This is a genomic window from Pantoea sp. B550, assembly GCF_024158165.1.
Taxonomy (GTDB): Bacteria; Pseudomonadota; Gammaproteobacteria; order Enterobacterales; family Enterobacteriaceae; genus Pantoea; species Pantoea alfalfae.
Map to the genome: position 1 here is coordinate 1203638 of NZ_JAMYXI010000003.1, position 17449 is coordinate 1221086.

At 56.4% G+C, this 17449-nt stretch carries 16 protein-coding genes; 4 read left to right on the forward strand and 12 right to left on the reverse strand.

Going from position 1 to position 17449, the window contains the following annotated elements:
- Positions 1 to 128: 128 nt before the first annotated feature.
- From lysS to xerD, 5 genes are all read right to left on the reverse strand, one after another.
- A complete protein-coding gene (gene lysS, locus NIM72_RS08670) occupies positions 129 to 1649 on the reverse strand; it encodes a lysine--tRNA ligase (protein WP_253419954.1) in 1521 nt (506 codons plus the stop codon).
- A 9-nt stretch (positions 1650 to 1658) separates the two neighbouring features.
- Positions 1659 to 2757 (reverse strand): peptide chain release factor 2 gene (gene prfB, locus NIM72_RS08675; RefSeq protein WP_161732580.1). Its coding sequence is split into 2 segments (ribosomal slippage): positions 1659 to 2681 and positions 2683 to 2757, totalling 1098 coding nucleotides; the frame shifts between segments, so codons are not numbered across the junction.
- A gap of 218 nt (positions 2758 to 2975) precedes the next feature.
- Entirely contained in the window at positions 2976 to 4712 is a 1737-nt protein-coding gene (gene recJ, locus NIM72_RS08680) for a single-stranded-DNA-specific exonuclease RecJ (protein ID WP_161732582.1), read from the reverse strand.
- Between the two features lie 3 nt (positions 4713 to 4715).
- Entirely contained in the window at positions 4716 to 5429 is a 714-nt protein-coding gene (gene dsbC / locus NIM72_RS08685) for a bifunctional protein-disulfide isomerase/oxidoreductase DsbC (protein ID WP_161732584.1), read from the reverse strand.
- 22 nt (positions 5430 to 5451) lie between these two features.
- Positions 5452 to 6345 carry a site-specific tyrosine recombinase XerD gene (xerD, locus tag NIM72_RS08690; protein WP_161732586.1) on the reverse strand — a complete coding sequence of 298 codons (894 nt, stop codon included), beginning with the start codon at positions 6343 to 6345 and terminating at the stop codon, positions 5452 to 5454.
- Positions 6346 to 6447: 102 nt separating this feature from the next.
- On the opposite strand from xerD, the gene fldB reads away from it, so the two are divergent.
- The gene (fldB, locus tag NIM72_RS08695) at positions 6448 to 6966 is read left to right on the forward strand and encodes a flavodoxin FldB (RefSeq protein ID WP_161732588.1); all 519 of its coding nucleotides are present in this window, start codon (positions 6448 to 6450) and stop codon (positions 6964 to 6966) included.
- Positions 6967 to 7038: 72 nt separating this feature from the next.
- On the opposite strand, the gene NIM72_RS08700 is transcribed toward fldB, so the two are convergent.
- Positions 7039 to 7449: a protein YgfX gene (locus tag NIM72_RS08700; RefSeq protein WP_253419958.1), complete on the reverse strand. Its 411-nt coding sequence runs from the start codon at positions 7447 to 7449 to the stop codon at positions 7039 to 7041.
- Complete coding sequence (gene sdhE / locus NIM72_RS08705; protein WP_013358937.1) at positions 7424 to 7690, reverse strand: FAD assembly factor SdhE; 267 nt, start codon at positions 7688 to 7690, stop codon at positions 7424 to 7426. The genes NIM72_RS08700 and sdhE overlap by 26 nt, the downstream gene beginning before the upstream one ends.
- 226 nt (positions 7691 to 7916) lie before the next feature.
- Between sdhE and ygfZ the strand changes: the two genes are divergently transcribed.
- Positions 7917 to 8903 (forward strand): tRNA-modifying protein YgfZ, encoded by a 987-nt coding sequence (gene ygfZ, locus NIM72_RS08710; RefSeq protein WP_253419962.1) that lies wholly within the window; start codon positions 7917 to 7919, stop codon positions 8901 to 8903.
- Between the two features lie 51 nt (positions 8904 to 8954).
- Here the strand turns inward: ygfZ and NIM72_RS08715 are convergent, their stop codons facing one another.
- Positions 8955 to 9620 carry a hemolysin III family protein gene (locus tag NIM72_RS08715; protein ID WP_253419965.1) on the reverse strand — a complete coding sequence of 222 codons (666 nt, stop codon included), beginning with the start codon at positions 9618 to 9620 and terminating at the stop codon, positions 8955 to 8957.
- Between the two features lie 168 nt (positions 9621 to 9788).
- Here NIM72_RS08715 and NIM72_RS08720 point away from each other — a divergent pair, with 168 nt between their 5' ends.
- Together NIM72_RS08720 and NIM72_RS08725 are read left to right on the forward strand one after the other, a co-directional pair.
- A complete protein-coding gene (locus tag NIM72_RS08720; protein WP_253419968.1) occupies positions 9789 to 10508 on the forward strand; it encodes a MurR/RpiR family transcriptional regulator in 720 nt (239 codons plus the stop codon).
- A 115-nt stretch (positions 10509 to 10623) separates the two neighbouring features.
- Positions 10624 to 12063 (forward strand): 6-phospho-beta-glucosidase, encoded by a 1440-nt coding sequence (locus NIM72_RS08725; RefSeq protein ID WP_161732598.1) that lies wholly within the window; start codon positions 10624 to 10626, stop codon positions 12061 to 12063.
- A gap of 27 nt (positions 12064 to 12090) precedes the next feature.
- Here the strand turns inward: NIM72_RS08725 and NIM72_RS08730 are convergent, their stop codons facing one another.
- The 4 genes from NIM72_RS08730 to gcvT all read right to left on the reverse strand — a co-directional run bounded on the left by NIM72_RS08730 (position 12091) and on the right by gcvT (position 17362).
- Complete coding sequence (locus NIM72_RS08730; protein ID WP_161732600.1) at positions 12091 to 12834, reverse strand: SDR family oxidoreductase; 744 nt, start codon at positions 12832 to 12834, stop codon at positions 12091 to 12093.
- Between the two features lie 66 nt (positions 12835 to 12900).
- On the reverse strand, positions 12901 to 15774 hold the full coding sequence (gene gcvP / locus NIM72_RS08735) for an aminomethyl-transferring glycine dehydrogenase (protein WP_253419971.1): 2874 nt from the start codon (positions 15772 to 15774) through the stop codon (positions 12901 to 12903).
- Positions 15775 to 15854: 80 nt separating this feature from the next.
- Entirely contained in the window at positions 15855 to 16241 is a 387-nt protein-coding gene (gene gcvH / locus NIM72_RS08740) for a glycine cleavage system protein GcvH (RefSeq protein WP_161732604.1), read from the reverse strand.
- Positions 16242 to 16264: 23 nt separating this feature from the next.
- On the reverse strand, positions 16265 to 17362 hold the full coding sequence (gene gcvT, locus NIM72_RS08745) for a glycine cleavage system aminomethyltransferase GcvT (protein WP_222925012.1): 1098 nt from the start codon (positions 17360 to 17362) through the stop codon (positions 16265 to 16267).
- Between the last annotated feature and the right edge of the window lie 87 nt (positions 17363 to 17449).

The window sequence follows — 17449 nt, forward strand, 5'->3', positions numbered from 1 at the left end:
AACTCCTTTTAGTTACGATGCCACGCGATATCGTATGGTCGTTACAGACATAAAAAAGCCGCACCCTAATCAGCCTGAAACAGACCTTTGAGGTGCAGCTTTATTCTGTGCTAAGGGCAGAATATTACTTACTTGCTGCCTGGACGCAGTGCCGGGAACAGAATCACATCGCGGATAGTGTGGCTGTTGGTAAACAGCATCACCATGCGGTCAATACCGATGCCCAGACCGGCAGTTGGCGGCAGACCATGTTCCAGCGCGGTGACATAGTCTTCGTCATAGAACATCGCTTCGTCATCACCCGCATCTTTGGCATTTACCTGCTGCAGGAAACGCTCAGCCTGATCTTCCGCATCGTTCAGCTCGGAGAAACCGTTACCGATTTCACGACCGCCAATGAAGAACTCAAAACGATCGGTGATTTCCGGGTTCTCGTCGTTACGACGGGCCAGCGGCGAGACTTCAGCCGGATATTCGGTAATGAAGGTTGGCTGAATCAAATGCGCTTCTGCGGTCTCTTCAAAGATTTCGGTTACGACGCGGCCCAGACCCCAGCTTTTCTCAACCTTGATGTGCAGTGACTGAGCAATCGCCACCGCTTTATCAAAGTCTTCCAGATCGGCCAGATCCGTTTCCGGACGGTATTTCTTGATCGCTTCACGCATGGTCAGTTTTTCAAACGGCTTACCGAAATCAAACGCCTGCTCGCCGTAAGGCACCACGGTGCTGCCCAGCACATCCTGCGCCAGCGTACGGAACAGGCTTTCGGTCAGCTCGATCAGATCTTTGTAATCCGCATAGGCCATATAGAGTTCCATCATGGTGAACTCTGGGTTATGGCGTGGCGAAATACCTTCGTTACGGAAGTTACGGTTGATCTCGAACACGCGATCGAATCCACCCACCACCAGACGCTTCAGATAAAGCTCTGGCGCGATACGCAGATACATGTCGATATCCAGCGCATTGTGGTGGGTGATGAACGGACGCGCAGACGCGCCGCCGGGGATCACCTGCATCATCGGGGTTTCAACTTCCATAAAGTCGCGGCCCACCATGAACTGGCGAATACCAGCCATGATCTGCGAACGAATTCTGAAGGTGTTACGCGACTCCTCGTTGGCGATGAGATCAAGGTAACGCTGACGGTAGCGCGTTTCCTGATCGGCCAGGCCGTGGAACTTGTCCGGCAGCGGACGCAGTGCTTTGGTCAGCAGGCGCAGTTCAGAACAGTGAATCGACAGTTCGCCGGTTTTGGTCTTGAACAGTTTGCCGCGCGCGCCCAGAATATCGCCGAGATCCCACTTTTTGAACTGCTCGTTGTAGATGCCTTCAGCCAGATCGTCACGCGAGACGTAAAGCTGAATCCGGCCACCCACATCCTGCAGGGTCACGAAAGAGGCTTTACCCATGATACGACGGGTCATCATACGTCCGGCGACGCTGACTTCGATGCCGAGATCTTCAAGCTCTTCGTTGCTCTTCTCACCATAGCTCTCATGCAGCTGGTTTGAGAGGCTGTCACGACGAAAATCGTTAGGAAACGCCACGCCATTTGCACGCAGCACGCTCAGCTTTTCGCGACGCGCTTTCAGTTCGTTATTTAACTCAACGGCGGCATCAGCGCTCTGCGGTTGTTGTTCAGACATGTCGGTTCCTTATAACCCTGCTTTTAAACTAGCTTCAATGAATCGATCCAGGTCGCCGTCCAGCACCGCCTGGGTGTTACGCGTCTCTACGCCGGTGCGCAGATCTTTGATGCGTGCATCATCGAGAACGTAAGAACGGATCTGACTTCCCCAGCCGATGTCGGACTTGTTGTCCTCCAGCGCCTGTTTCTCAGCATTTTTCTTCTGCATCTCAAGCTCGTACAGCTTCGCTTTCATCTGCTTCATCGCCTGATCTTTGTTCTTGTGCTGAGAACGGTCATTCTGACACTGGGTGACGGTACCGGTTGGAATATGGGTAATACGTACCGCAGATTCCGTCCGGTTAACGTGCTGGCCGCCCGCCCCTGACGCACGATAGACGTCAATGCGCAGATCGGCCGGGTTGATGTCGATATCAATATCGTCATCCACTTCCGGGTAGATAAAGGCGGAGCTGAATGAGGTGTGACGACGACCGCCGGAGTCAAACGGGCTCTTACGCACCAGGCGATGCACGCCCGTTTCGGTGCGCAACCAGCCAAAGGCGTAGTCGCCTGACACGCGAATGGTCACAGATTTAATGCCTGCAACTTCACCTTCAGACTCTTCGATAATTTCGGTTTTGAAGCCTTTGGCTTCAGCCCAACGCAGATACATACGCATCAGCATGCTGGCCCAGTCCTGCGCTTCGGTGCCGCCGGAACCCGCCTGCAGATCGATGTAGCAGTCGGCGCTGTCATACTCGCCAGAGAACATGCGGCGGAATTCCAGCTCGCCCAGCTTGCCCTCAAGGACATCCAGCTCGGCAACCGCTTCGTCGAAAGTCTCTTCGTCTTCCGCTTCTACCGCCAGTTCAAGCAGACCCTGCACATCTTCCAGGCCCTGCGACATCTGATCCAGCGTCTGCACGATCGCTTCCAGCGAGGCGCGCTCTTTGCCCAGCGCCTGAGCACGCTCAGGTTCGTTCCAGACATCGGGCTGTTCCAGCTCGGCGTTTACTTCTTCGAGGCGTTCTTTCTTGGCATCGTAGTCAAAGATACCCCCGAAGAACGTCGCTGCGCTCACTGAGGTCCTGAATACGGTTTTTGACCGGGTTGATTTCAAACATGGCTTTAGCGTCTTTCTTATGTTCGATGGGACAGGAAAATTAACGCACAAGTTTACCCGAAACTGGCGGCAGATTGTAGCGCTGAGACAGCGGGCGGATGCCGGGGTTGCGTGATGTGTCGCATTTACGTGGCATCCCCGCGCGCGGCAGGTTAACGCCGGGGATAATCAGGCTGTCGCGCCTCTGCCGTGGCCGGAGACGCGCGTGACCTGTTTAACTCAGTTCAGCGGCCAGATATGGTCAATGATCAGCTGCACTGAGCGGTTACCGCGATACTCATTAATATCCAGCTTATACGCCAGTTCGACCTGACGAATACTGCTGTCGGGCCACAGCGTAGTATCGACATTAAAGGCGATACCATCGATCAGCGGCCCACCATCCAGCGGCTCAACCATCACTTTCAGATGTCGCTCGCCCACCAGACGCTGTTGCAGCAGCTTAAATTTGCCGTCAAACGCGGGTTCCGGGAACGCCTGGCCCCAGGGACCGGCTTCGCGCAGCATCTCTGCGGTCTGCAGCGAAAACTCCTGCGGCTGTAACGCGCCATCAGACCAGATGATGCCCTGCAGGGCTTCGCCATCCAGCCACTCTCCGACCAGGTCGGCAAAGCGCTGACGAAACTCCTCGTAGCGTGCGGTTTCCAGTGATAAACCGGCCGCCATGGCGTGACCACCGAACTTCAGCATCAGGCCGGGATTCAGCGTGTCCAGGCGCTCCAGCGCATCGCGCAGATGCAGACCGGCAATCGAGCGGCCCGAGCCTTTCAACGTGCCGTCACCCGCGGGCGCAAAGGCAATGACCGGACGATGGAAACGCTCTTTCAGACGAGAGGCGAGAATGCCCACCACGCCCTGATGCCATTCGGGATGATAGAAGGCCAGTCCCAGCGGCAGATCGCTCTGTTCACGCTCCAGCGCCTGACACAGCGCCAGCGCTTCACTCTGCATGCCCTGCTCTATCTCTTTGCGCGTCTGGTTCAGCGCATCCAGCTCACTGGCCAGCATGCGCGCCTGGCTAAGATCGTCGGTCATTAACAGCGCCACGCCCACCGACATATCGTCGAGGCGGCCTGCGGCGTTGAGCCGTGGCCCCAGCGCAAAGCCGAGATCGCTGGCCGCCAGCTGACGGGCATCGCGATTCGCAATTTCCAGCAGCGCCCGGATGCCTGGCCGACATTTTCCGGCCCGGATGCGGCTGAGCCCCTGCCACACCAGAATGCGGTTATTAACGTCGAGCGGCACCACATCAGCAACCGTGCCGAGCGCGACCAGATCCAGCATCTCTGCCAGATTCGGTTCAGTGCGGGTAGCGCCAAACCAGCCCTGGGTACGCAGATGGGCGCGCAGCGCCAGCATCAGATAGAACGCAACGCCCACGCCTGCCAGCGCGCGTGAAGGAAAGTTGCAGTCCGGCAGATTGGGATTCACGATCGCCTCAGCGGCCGGCAGGGTTTCGCCCGGCAGATGGTGGTCGGTAATCAGCACCGGAATACCGTGCTGATGCGCGCACTCCACACCGGCATGAGAGGAGATGCCGTTATCGACCGTCAGAATCATTGCGGCACCACGCGCGCGCGCCTGCTCAACCACTTCCGGACTGAGGCCATAACCATCTTCAAAGCGGTTAGGCACCAGATACTGCACGTTGCCGCCACCCATGCTGCGCAGCGCCATCACCGTCAGCGCGGTACTGGTTGCGCCATCGGCATCAAAGTCGCCCACTACCATAATGCGACGCCCATCCAGCAGCGCCTGGTGCAGCAGCTCTACGGCGCTCTCAATCCCGCTTAAGGACTGATAGGGCAGCAGGTTTTTTGCACCGCGCTCCAGCTCCGCAGCGTCACACACGCCGCGTTGCAGATAAAGTCGTTTCAGCAGCGGCGGCAGCGTGGCCGGTAGCGCATCGTCAACCGTCACCTCACGGCGACGGAGTTCTACATCCTGTTTTACCACCGATTAACCACCACGCTTCTGATTGTCCAGCACCTGCTTCAGCTCCTGCGGCGACTGATAACCCGGTATCATCATGCCGGTGTCGGTCAGCATTGCGGGCGTGCCCTGAATGCCGAAAAGCACACCCAGTTTGTAGTGCTGAGCAATATCAATTTTGCAGCTGTCCGGCGCGGCCATCTTCGGCGCATTACCTTTCATCGCCTCGTCGAACACTTTATTACGGTCAGCGCTGCACCAGATCGCTTTCATCGCCGGTGCGATCTGACCATTCAGCCCTTCACGCGGAAACGCCAGGTAGCGCACGGTAATGCCCAGCGCATTGTAGTCCGCCATCTGCTCGTGCAGCTTGTGACAGTAGCCACAGGTGATATCGGTGAAGACCGTGATCACGTGCTGCTCTTTTGGCGCTTTGTAGACGATCATTTCCGGCACCAGCGCCTCGACTTTTTTGTCCAGCAGCTGGTTGGTGACGTTGACCGGCTGTTTGCCGCTGACATCATAGAGCGGGCCCTGAATCATATGTTTGCCGTCATCGGTCACGTAGAGCACGCCGCTTTCCGACAGCACGGTTTTAAAACCCGGCAGCGGTGACGGGCTGATCTCCGTCTGGTTCAGACCGAGCTTTTTAAGGGATTGCTGAATGGCGCTGTCATCGGCCTGGGCCAGACCGGAAAAGGCGCTGGCTAACAGGGCCAGCATGGCAAAATGCTTGTTCATTTTTATCCTTTATGCCCGCGAATCAGGCTCGCGGATGGTGTTGTTGATGTAACTGACGCAGGCGCTCAGTGGCGACGTGCGTATAAATCTGGGTGGTGGAGAGATCGCTATGTCCCAGCAGCATCTGTACGACACGCAGATCCGCGCCGTGGTTCAGCAGATGGGTCGCAAAGGCATGGCGCATCACATGCGGCGATAACTTTTCACTGTCGATGCCCGCCAGCGTGGCGTAGTGCTTAATGCGATGCCAGAAGGTCTGGCGCGTCATCTGCTGCGCCCGGTTGCTGGGAAACATCACGTCCAGCGTCTGCCCGTTGAGCAGCCACGGACGACCATGTTCCATATATTGCTCCAGCCAGTAAACCGCTTCTTCACCTAACGGCACAAGCCGCTCTTTATCCCCTTTACCGATAACCCGGACAACCCCCTGGCGCAGGCTGATGTCGCTGAGCGTCAGTCCAGTCAGTTCAGAGACGCGCAGGCCTGTGGCATAGAGCACTTCCAGCATCGCTTTGTCGCGCAGCTCTAATGGGATGTTGGTATCCGGTGCCTGCAATAGCCGTTCAACCTGGGCTTCACTGAGATCTTTCGGCAGACGCTGCGGCAGTTTTGGTGCAGAGAGCAGCGCGCTGGGATCGTCCGGGCGCAGCTTTTCGCGATAAAGATACTGGAACAGGCGACGCATGGCGCTGAGCAGCCGCGCTGAACTGGTCGCCTTGTAGCCGCCCTCCAGCCGTTCAGCAAGAAACTGCTGCAGATCCAGCGGCGTCACGCTGAGCAGCGTCAGCTGGCGATGCGCCAGCCAGCCGGTCAGCGTCTGAAGATCCTGACGATAAGAGGAGAGAGTATTCTGCGCCAGATTGCGTTCAATCCAGAGCGCATCAAGAAACTGTTCTGTCAGATCGCTGTCCTGCACGTTATCTCCGCCGTCTGGTGTAAAATCATGCTCATTATGCCTGATTCAGCAGCGCTTCTGGTACAATTGCGCCAAAGTCAGTATTTACAGAGTGTTATCTGCATGAAAATCGGTCTTTTTTACGGTTCCAGTACCTGTTACACCGAAATCGTAGCGGAGAAAATTCGCGATTTTATTGGCGAAGAGTTAGTGACGCTTCATAACGTCAAAGATGACGACCCGCGCCTGATGGAGCAGTACGATTTGCTGATCATGGGCATCCCGACCTGGGATTTCGGTGAGTTGCAGGAGGACTGGGAGGCGATCTGGCCGCAGTTGCCCGCACTGAATCTGCAAAACAAGATTGTCGCGCTATATGGCATGGGCGATCAGATTGGCTATGGCGAGTGGTTTTTAGATGCGCTCGGCATGCTGCACGATTTGCTGCAGCCAATGGGCGTGCATTTTGTCGGGTACTGGCCGCTTGAGGGCTATGAGTTCACCAGCCCGAAACCGCTGAGTGCCGATGGCTCGCAGTTTGTAGGTCTGGCGCTGGATGATGTGAATCAGTTCGAGGTCACCGACGAGCGCGTTGAGCAGTGGTGCGAACAGGTGTTAACCGAAACCGCTGCACGACTCTGACCGGTCAGGCGCGCTGGTTTGCTGTTGTCGAACCCAGGCGCCAGCAGACGATGATTGCCTGGCCTGCTGCCGTTAATGCCGCGCTTTGCTGAAACAGCAGGCGCGCAACGCCCGCCATTCGCCAGGCTGCATATTGTCCCGCATCAGCCACCAGCGCAGCGTGGCACCCTGTTCGCTCTTTGCCACCAGCAGCACGCCAATCGGCAACCAGCGCAGCGGCTGGGTTGGCCGCCAGCGTTTTCCCTGCCAGATCCAGCAATGAACGCTTTCCCGCTGTAACGTACCGTGCCGCTGAATTAATCGCCGAACGCTGCGCCAGCCCTCAGCCAGCATCAGCAGAATAACCGGCGTTTTAATCAGCCAGCCGCTCACAGGCAGCGTCATCAGCATTACACCAGGAACGGCAGCCACCAGCCAGGCGCACAGACATCCGCACGCCAGGCGAGAGGGTCGCAGCTTACATTGCCACCGGGCCGCGGTCATGGTTACGCTGCTGGATCAGTTTTACCATCCGCTTAAGCTCCGGATCGGCTGGCTCACCGTGGTTCATCAGCCAGTTAAACAGATCGGGATCGTCACTCTTCAACAGGGCAACAAAGACCTGCTTATCGGTGTCGTTCAGCGTGTCATACTCAAATTTGAAGAACGGCATAATCGCCACATCCAGCTCCAGCATGCCGCGACGGCAGGCCCACTGAATACGTGATTTATCATTAATATCCATGCATCAATTTCCACAATTCTCAACGTGGCCGCTAGTGTAACCTGGTTTACTGCGGCTCGCAGGCACAGCGTCGCAGGCTGTGCAACCTGCCACATTTCAGGCTGGATTTTTTCAGGGTTATCACGCCTTTTGTGCGCCGTTTTCCGTAAACAGGTTGCATTGCCAGTCGGCTCTTTTAACATTGAAGATATTATTCCGGATGAACCTTCTTATACAGGATATCTCCATGCCCACATTTACTTTACCGCCGCGCCAGCCTGCCGCGTCGTCTCGTCTGCCGTTAACCCTGATGTCACTGGATAGCTGGGCGCTGGTCTCCGTTACCGGGGCCGACAGCACCGCTTACCTGCAGGGTCAGTTAACGCTGGATGTCGCGGCGCTGGATGCCGACCATCATTCGCCCGCCGCACACTGCGATGCCAAAGGCAAAATGTGGAGCAATATGCGCCTGTTCCATCGCGGTGAAGGCTATGCCTATCTGATCCGTCGTGAACTGCGCGACACCCAGTTGACCGAGTTAAAGAAATACGCCGTGTTTTCGAAAGTGACGATGGCGGCTGATGATGAGTCAGTATTGCTGGGCGTAGCCGGTTTTCAGGCGCGCGCCGCGCTGACCAATCTGTTTGATAGCCTGCCCGACAGCGAGAAACCGGTGGTACAGCAGGGCGAAACGACGCTGCTATGGTTTGCCCATCCGGCCGAGCGTTTTCTGCTTGTCACTTCGCTGTCTCAGGCAGAAGCGCTGAAGCAGAAGCTCAACGAGGATGCACAGTTCAATGACAGTCAGCAGTGGCTGGCGCTGGATATTGAAGCGGGCATTCCGGTGATCGATCCGGCCACCAGCGTGCAGTTTATTCCCCAGGCCACCAACCTGCAGGCGCTGGATGCCATCAGCTTTAAAAAAGGCTGCTATGCCGGTCAGGAGATGGTCGCCAGGGCGAAATATCGCGGTGCCAATAAACGCGCGCTTTACTGGCTGGCGGGTCAGGCCAGTCATCTGCCCGAAGCGAATGCCCCGCTGGAGTTGCAGATGGGTGAACGCTGGCGTCGTACCGGCAGCGTGCTGGCTGCAGTGCAGTTAGATGATGGCATCAGCTGGATTCAGGTGGTGCTGAATAACGATCTGGAGCCGGACAGCGTGCTGCGGGTGGAAGGTGACGAAGGCGGCCATCTGACCATTCAGCCGCTGCCCTACTCACTGGATGAGAGCTGATTCCGCCAAATGGCCCTTCCGTTAAGGGAAGGGCCAGTGCTGCAATTCAGATCAGCGCACATAAAAGTAGATAGCGCAGAAGTGGCAGAGACTGCCGCCCAGCACGAACAAATGCCAGATGGCATGGTTATAGGGAATGCGGCGCGCCACGTAGAAGATCACGCCCAGCGAATAGATAATTCCGCCTGCGGCCAGTAACCAGATGCAGCCCGCAGGCAGGATCATCGCCAGCTGATAAACCACAATCAGCGACAACCACCCCATACAAAGATAGGTCACCAGCGACAGCGCTTTGAAGCGATGCGCAATCGTGAGCTTGAACAGAATACCCGCCAGTGCCAGCCCCCAGATTACCGCCATTAATCCATACGCCAGCGGCGTTCTCAGCCCGACCAGCAGAAACGGCGTATAGGTGCCGGCAATCAGCAGATAAATGGCGCAGTGATCCAGCTTTTTCAGCCAGGGCCTGGCCGGGCCAGCCGGAATAGCGTGATAAAGCGTCGAGGCCAGAAACAGCAGGATCATGCTGCCACCATAGAGGCTGTAACTGATAAAAGTGACGGTGTCAGCCTGCCTCTCCGTTGCCTGATTGAGCATCAGCACCAGTCCGACGATGCCGAAGAGACAGCCCAGACCATGACTGATACTGTTGGCAATTTCTTCGCCGAACCACTCGTCCGCGGCGTGTCGTTGTTTGTGAGAAAGTGTGGGGGTCATAAGTGTGTCCTGAACAGCGTAATCGCAGTGATAATATTCTCCAGACGGGATGATAACGATTTCAGTGTACACCTGTACGCTAAAATTATCTGATGAATTTCGCTATCCGTTAAACCGGATGCTGAATCTGGTAAACTGACCGCTGGTCAACTGTTCTATGAGTCATTCATGTTTTCGCATCGCGATCTCGCTCGTCTTAACGATCTGGAAATGCAGGTCTATCAGTTCATCATTAAGCACCGCGAAGGCGTCAGCTACATGACGATCCGCGAGCTGGCTGCGCAGGCTGGTGTCTCTACTACTACCGTGCTACGTTTCTGCCGCAAGATGGATTGCGAAGGCTGGTCGGAATTCCGCATCCGCCTGCGCTTAAGCGAACAACAGAGCGCGCCGCTGCTGAACACGGCCGGCGTCAGCGAAATGCTGAGCTTTTTTAAGAGTATAAATAACCCGGAGTTTGAACAGCTTATTGCCCAGGCCGCGCAGAAGATTAATCAGGCGGAGCGAATTTTCTTTATTGGCGTCGGCACCTCCGGCAGCCTGGCAAAATATGGCGCGCGTTTTTTCTCAAACCTCGGTAAATTCAGTCATGCGATTGACGATCCCTATTATCCTGTCGCACCCGATCTCTATGAAAATGCTATTGCCATTATTTTATCGGTCTCAGGCGAAACCGAAGAGATCCTGCGCATTGCCAGCCAGTTTAGTATTAATAAGTGCAAAATCATTGCGATAACCAATACGGAAAGCTGCTCACTGGCGAAGATTGGTGACTTCAACCTCTGCTATCACGTGCCGATTATCCGCATGGCGGACAACACCGATATTACGACTCAGGTGCCAGTGACCTATATTATTGAAGCTATAGGCCGTCAGCTGGGGAAATAAAACAGCCTGTTTTTCAGATGTAACAAACGCCATTTTCTGCGCGCTGTTATATCGTGACTTTCATTATTTCCTTGCTACACTCAGCGCAATTTCAATATTCGCAATAGGGTGAAGCATGAGTGCAGAATTGCAGTTACCAAAAGGCTTTCTTTGGGGCGGCGCAGTGGCAGCGCATCAGGTTGAAGGTGGCTGGGATCAGGGCGGCAAAGGCGTCAGCATTGCTGACGTGCTGACCGGCGGTTCGCATGGCGTTGACCGGGTGATCACCGACGGCGTGCAGCCTGGCCATTTCTATCCGAACCACAAAGGCGTGGAGTTTTACTCCCACTACAAACAGGATGTCGCGCTGTTTGCCGAGATGGGCTTCAAATGCTTCCGCACCTCCATTGCCTGGACCCGCATCTTCCCCAACGGGGATGAGCAGCAGCCCAACGAAGCGGGCCTGCAATTCTATGACGATCTGTTTGATGAACTGCTGAAGTATGGCATTGAACCGGTCATCACCCTTTCGCACTTCGAAATGCCTTATCACCTGGTCAAAGAGTATGGCGGCTGGCATAACCGTAAAGTGGTCGACTTCTTTGTGCGCTTCAGCGAAGTGGTGATGAATCGCTATAAGAACAAAGTGAAATACTGGATGACCTTTAACGAGATCAACAACCAGCGTAACTGGCAGTATCCGCTGTTTGGTTACTGCTGTTCAGGCGTGATCTTCACCGAACACGAGAAGCCTGAGCAGGCGATGTATCAGGTGATGCATCACCAGTTTGTTGCCAGCGCCAGAGTGGTCAAACTCGGCCACGATATCAATCCAGACTTTCAGATTGGCTGCATGATTGCCATGGTCCCGGTTTATCCGTTCTCCTGCCACCCGGACGATGTCGTGCTGGCGCAGGAGTCGATGCATCAGCGCTATGTGTTCAGTGACGTGCAAATGCGCGGCTACTACCCGGCCTACACCCTGAAAGAGTGGGCGCGCAAAGGGTATGACATCCAGATGGAAGCGGACGATGCCGAGACACTGCGTCAGGGCTGCGCCGACTATGTCGGCTTCAGCTACTACATGAGCAACGCCGTGAAGACCGATGCCAGTGGCGTTGACGACCCGATTACCGGCTTTGAAGGTGTGGTGAAAAACCCGCATGTGAAAGCGTCAGACTGGGGCTGGCAGATCGACCCGGTGGGCCTGCGCTATGCCATGAACGAGATGTACGAGCGTTACCAGAAGCCGCTGTTCATTGTAGAGAACGGCTTTGGTGCTATCGATAAGCCCAATGCCGACGGGCTGATTGAAGATGATTACCGTATCGACTATCTGCGTGCGCACATCGAAGAGATGAAGAAAGCGGTGGCATATGATGGTGTGGATTTAATGGGCTATACGCCGTGGGGCTGCCTGGATTGCGTTTCGTTCACTACCGGTCAGTACGACAAGCGTTACGGCTTTATTCATGTGAATAAAAATGATGATGGCAGCGGTGATTTTTCTCGTGCGAAGAAGAAGAGCTTTGACTGGTATCAGCAGGTTATCGCCAGCAACGGCGAAAACCTCTGATTCATTACTTCGCTCAGACGAAACCCGTTAACGCCCACCGGCAGCGTCAATGATGCTGCCGGTGACGTAAGAGGCCGCGTCACTGGCCAGCCAGACGATCGCTTGCGCCACCTCTTCTGCCTCACCGCCACGTCCCATCGGGATCACGCTGGCAAGCCTGTCTACCCTGTCCGGCTCGCCGCCATCGGCATGCATCTCTGTATAGATAAATCCCGGACGTACGCTATTAACCCGAATCCCCTGCTGCGCCACTTCCAGCGACAAACCTTTCGTCAGCGTATCCATCGCCCCTTTTGAGGCGGCGTAATCAACATATTCGCCGGGCGCACCAGTACGGGATGCGGCCGATGAGACATTGACGATCGCACCGCCCTGACCGCCATGATGGGTGCCCATCCGCTTAACCGCCTCACGACAGCAGAGAAAGGTCCCGATAACATTGGTGGCAAAGACTTTATGCAGTCGCGCTGCATCCAGTTGCTCGGTGCGGCACTGCTGAAAAAGAATCCCGGCGTTGTTCACCAGCAACGCCAGCGGCACAGACTGCTGGTCGAGTTGCGCAAACATCGCCATCACCTGGGCTTCATCACTGATATCTGCCTGAACAGCAAAGGCTTCACCGCCCTGCTGCTGGATCTGCGCCACCAGCTGTTGCGCTTCGGCCTCACGCTGACGATAGTTCACCGCAACACGATAACCCTGCGCTGCCAGTAACAGCGACGTGGCCCGTCCGATACCGCGGCTGCCACCCGTAACCAGTGCCAGTTTCATACTGATTCTCCAGTAAAAAGGGCCGAAAAATCGGCCCCTGATAGTTAATACTTACCTGCGGTGAGCTTACTGATAGTCGCTCATCGGCACGCAGGAGCAGAACAGATTGCGGTCGCCAAACACATCATCCAGACGTTTTACCGTCGGCCAGTATTTGTTGTGGCTGCCCGCCGGGAAGACCGCCAGTTCACGGCTGTAAGGATGTGACCACTCACTGACGATTTCCAGCTGGGTATGCGGCGCATTGACCAGAGGGTTGTCGTCGAGCGGCCACTCACCTGCCGTGATACGGTCAATCTCCATGCGGATCGACAGCATCGCGTCGATAAAGCGATCCAGTTCGATTTTGCTCTCGGACTCGGTTGGTTCCACCATCAGCGTACCCGCTACCGGGAAGGACATGGTCGGCGCGTGGAAGCCATAATCAATCAGGCGCTTAGCGATATCCAGCTCACTGATACCGGTCTGCTCTTTCAGCGGACGGATGTCGAGAATACATTCGTGCGCCACGCGGCCGTCACGGCCCGTGTAGAGCACCGGATAGGCGGACTGCAGGCGGCTGGCGATATAGTTGGCATTCAGAATCGCGACCGAGCTGGCCTGTTTCAGCCCTTCGGCGCCCATCATACGAATGTACATCCAGCTGATCGGCAAAATAGAGGCGCTGCCAAACGGCGCTGCGGAGACCGCACCCTGCTGCGTCAGCACACCGTCGATCTGTACCACGCTGTGTCCCGGCACAAACGGGGCCAGGTGCGCTTTGACGCCAATCGGTCCCATACCCGGGCCGCCGCCGCCGTGCGGAATGCAGAAGGTTTTATGCAGATTCAGGTGCGAGACATCCGCGCCGATATAGCCCGGCGTGGTGATGCCGACCTGCGCATTCATGTTCGCGCCATCCAGATAAACCTGGCCGCCATACTGATGCACAATCTGGCACACTTCACGGATGGTCTCTTCATAGACGCCGTGGGTGGAGGGATAAGTCACCATGATGCAGGAGAGCTTGTCGCCCGCCTGCGCCGCTTTTTCCCGCAGGTCGCCAAGGTCGATGTTGCCCTGTTTATCGCAGGCCACGACCACCACGTCCATGCCCGCCATCTGGGCGGAAGCCGGGTTAGTCCCGTGCGCTGAACTCGGGATCAGGCAGAGATGACGATCGCCCTCGCCACGGCTTTCGTGATAGCGGCGGATCGCCAGCAGCCCGGCATATTCACCCTGCGCGCCGGAGTTCGGCTGCATACAAAGTGCGTCATAGCCAGTGAGCTGCACCAGCCACTGCGAAAGCTGGCCGATCATCTGCAGATAGCCGGTCGCCTGTTCCGCCGGGCAGAACGGATGCAGCTCCGCAAATTCCGGCCAGGTGATCGGGATCATTTCGGCAGCAGCGTTGAGTTTCATGGTGCAGGAGCCCAGCGGGATCATCGCCTGATTCAGCGCCAAATCCTTTTTCTCCAGGCTGTGCATGTAGCGCATCATCTCGGTTTCGCTGTGATGACGGTTGAACACCGGATGGGTCAGGATTTCGCTGTGGCGTTGCAGGCCAGCAGGAATCGCGTGGCTTTCGCTGGCCACTTCGCTGTCGAGCTTTTCCAGGTCCTGACCGTGTTCGTCACCCAGCAGAATGGCAAACAGCGCAAGAATATCGTCGCGGCAGGTGGTTTCATCCAGCGTGATGCCCACGGCGTTATGGATGTCGCTACGCAGGTTAACGCCAAAGCTCAGGGCGCGGTTCAGCACGGCGGCTTTATCCGCCACTTCCACCGTCAGCGTATCGAACCAGTGGTGATGGCGTAGCTTCAGGCCACCCTGCTGCAGTCCGGCTGCCAGAATAGTCGTGAAGCGGTGAATGCGTGAGGCAATACGTTTCAGACCGGCCGGGCCGTGGAACACCGCATAGAGACCGGCGATGTTAGCCAGCAGCACCTGCGACGTACAGATGTTGGAGTTGGCCTTTTCACGGCGGATATGTTGTTCACGGGTCTGCATCGCCATACGCAGCGCCGTGTTGCCCGCTGCATCACGTGACACACCGATGATGCGGCCTGGCATAGAGCGTTTATGCTCGTCGCGGCTGGCGAAGAAGGCCGCGTGAGGGCCGCCATAACCCATAGGCACGCCGAAACGCTGAGCGGAACCAAACACAATGTCTGCACCCTGCTTGCCTGGCGCTTCCAGTAATACCAGCGACATGAAGTCTGCCGCCATGCTGACCACCACTTTACGAGCTTTCAGTCCGGCAATCAGCGCGCTGTAATCGTGCGCGTCGCCGGTCGTGCCCACCTGTTGCAGCAGCACACCAAACAGGTCGTCGTGATCGGGCGCTTTGTCGGCGCTGTCGATAATCAGTTCGAAGCCAAATGTCTCTGCACGGGTGCGGACCACATCCAGCGTCTGCGGATGAATATCGTCGGCAATAAAGAATTTATTGGCGTTTTTGAGCTTACTGACGCGCTTTGCCATCGCCATCGCTTCGGCAGCAGCAGTGGCTTCATCCAGCAGTGACGCGGAGGCAATATCCATGCCGGTGAGGTCCAGCGTCAGTTGCTGGAAGTTCAGCAGCGCTTCCAGACGGCCCTGCGAGACCTCGGGCTGATATGGGGTATAGGCGGTGTACCAGCCCGGGTTCTCCAGCATATTTCGCAGGATGACCGGCGGGGTGATGACCGCACTGTATCCCATACCGATCCAGGATTTGTAACGCAGATTCTGGCTGGCAATCGCTTTCAGTTCGGCCAGCGCCTGCTGTTCCGTAGCGGCTTCGCCCACCGCGGGCGGGCCTGGCAGCTGAATGTCTGCCGGCACAATCGTGCTGATTAACGCGTCCAGCGAACGGGCACCAATCGCGTCAAGCATCTGCGCCTGCTGCTCAGGTGAAGGACCAATATGGCGCTCGATGAATGCACCGTTGTGTTCAAGCTGGCTGAGAGTCTGAGTCATTAGCAGTAAATCCTGAATCGGGCTGGGGGAACCGGAGAGCAAACATAAATCTGCGGCCTCTGTGTGAGGCCGCCTGACGACTACTCGTCGATGGAGGCTTTGTAAGCATCCGCATCCAGCAGCGTGTCGATTTCAGACGCGTCGCTGGCTTTGATTTTGAATAACCAGCCGCCTTCATAAGGCTCGCTGTTGACCTGCTCCGGTGAGTCAGTCAGTGCTTCGTTGACCGCCACAATCTCACCGCTGATCGGCGCATAGATATCTGAAGCCGCTTTAACGGATTCTGCGACCGCGCACTCTTCACCAGCGGCAAACGTCGCGCCCACTTCCGGCAGATCGACAAACACCATGTCGCCCAGTAACTCCTGCGCATGTTCCGTAATTCCCACGGTGTAGCTGCCATCGGCTTCTTTGCGCACCCATTCGTGGCTGTCGCGGTACTTCAACGTATTCGGCACATTGCTCATTGGCCATTTCTCCTGAATAAAATTTACTGGGCGACCGGCTTACCGGCGCGGACAAAAACGGGACGGGTAACCTGAACCGGCATCTGACGGTTACGGATCTCAACGATGGCAGTGCTGCCGATAGAGGCCGGAACACGCGCCAGGGCGATGCTGCAACCCAGCGTTGGTGAGAAAGAACCACTGGTAATGATCCCTTCCTGTAACTGCCCCTGGTCATCGGTGAAACGCACCGGCAGGCCGTTACGCAGCACCCCTTTTTCTGTGAGGATGAGTCCCACCAGCTTTTCGGTGCCGCGTTCACGCTGCAGTTCCAGCGCTTCCCGGCCGATAAAATCGCGGTCAGCGGGTTCCCAGCAGATGGTCCATCCCATGTTGGCGGCCAGCGGTGAAACGCCTTCATCCATCTCCTGACCATAAAGATTCATACCCGCCTCCAGACGCAGCGTGTCGCGCGCGCCAAGGCCAGCAGGTTTTACGCCTGCGGCCAGCAGACGCTGCCAGAAATCGGCCGCCTCCTCTGCAGGCATAGCAATCTCATAGCCCGCTTCGCCGGTATAACCGGTTGTGGCGATAAACAGGTCACCTGACTGCACGCCGAAAAACGGCTTCATGCCAGCGACAGCCTGACGCTGTTCTTCGCTGAACAGCGTCTGTGCTTTCTGCTGCGCCTGCGGCCCCTGCACGGCAATCAGCGCCAGGTCATCACGTTCGGTAAGCGTAATGCCATAGCCCTCTGCGTGTTGGATGATCCAGGCGAGGTCCTTCTCACGGGTGGCAGAGTTCACCACCAGTCTGAAGAACGTTTCGCTCATAAAGTAAACAATCAAATCATCAATGACGCCACCCGATGCATTCAGCATGCCGGTGTAGAGCGCTTTACCCGGCTGCGTCAGTTTTGCCACATCATTTGCCAGCAGGTAGCGCAGGAATTCGCGGGTCCGCTGACCTGTCAGGTCAACAATGGTCATGTGAGAGACATCAAACATACCGGCATCGCTGCGCACCAGATGATGTTCATCCATCTGGGAGCCATAGTGCAGCGGCATCATCCAGCCATGAAAATCCACCATGCGGGCACCGCAGGCCTGATGCTGTTCAAACAGAGGTGTTTGCTGAGTCATAACCATCCTGTGCAGAAGCGGTTGAGTGCAAAAGTGCGCCGGAATTCAGTGCCGACGCAAACGTTCTCTTACGGCTGACGTTACCAC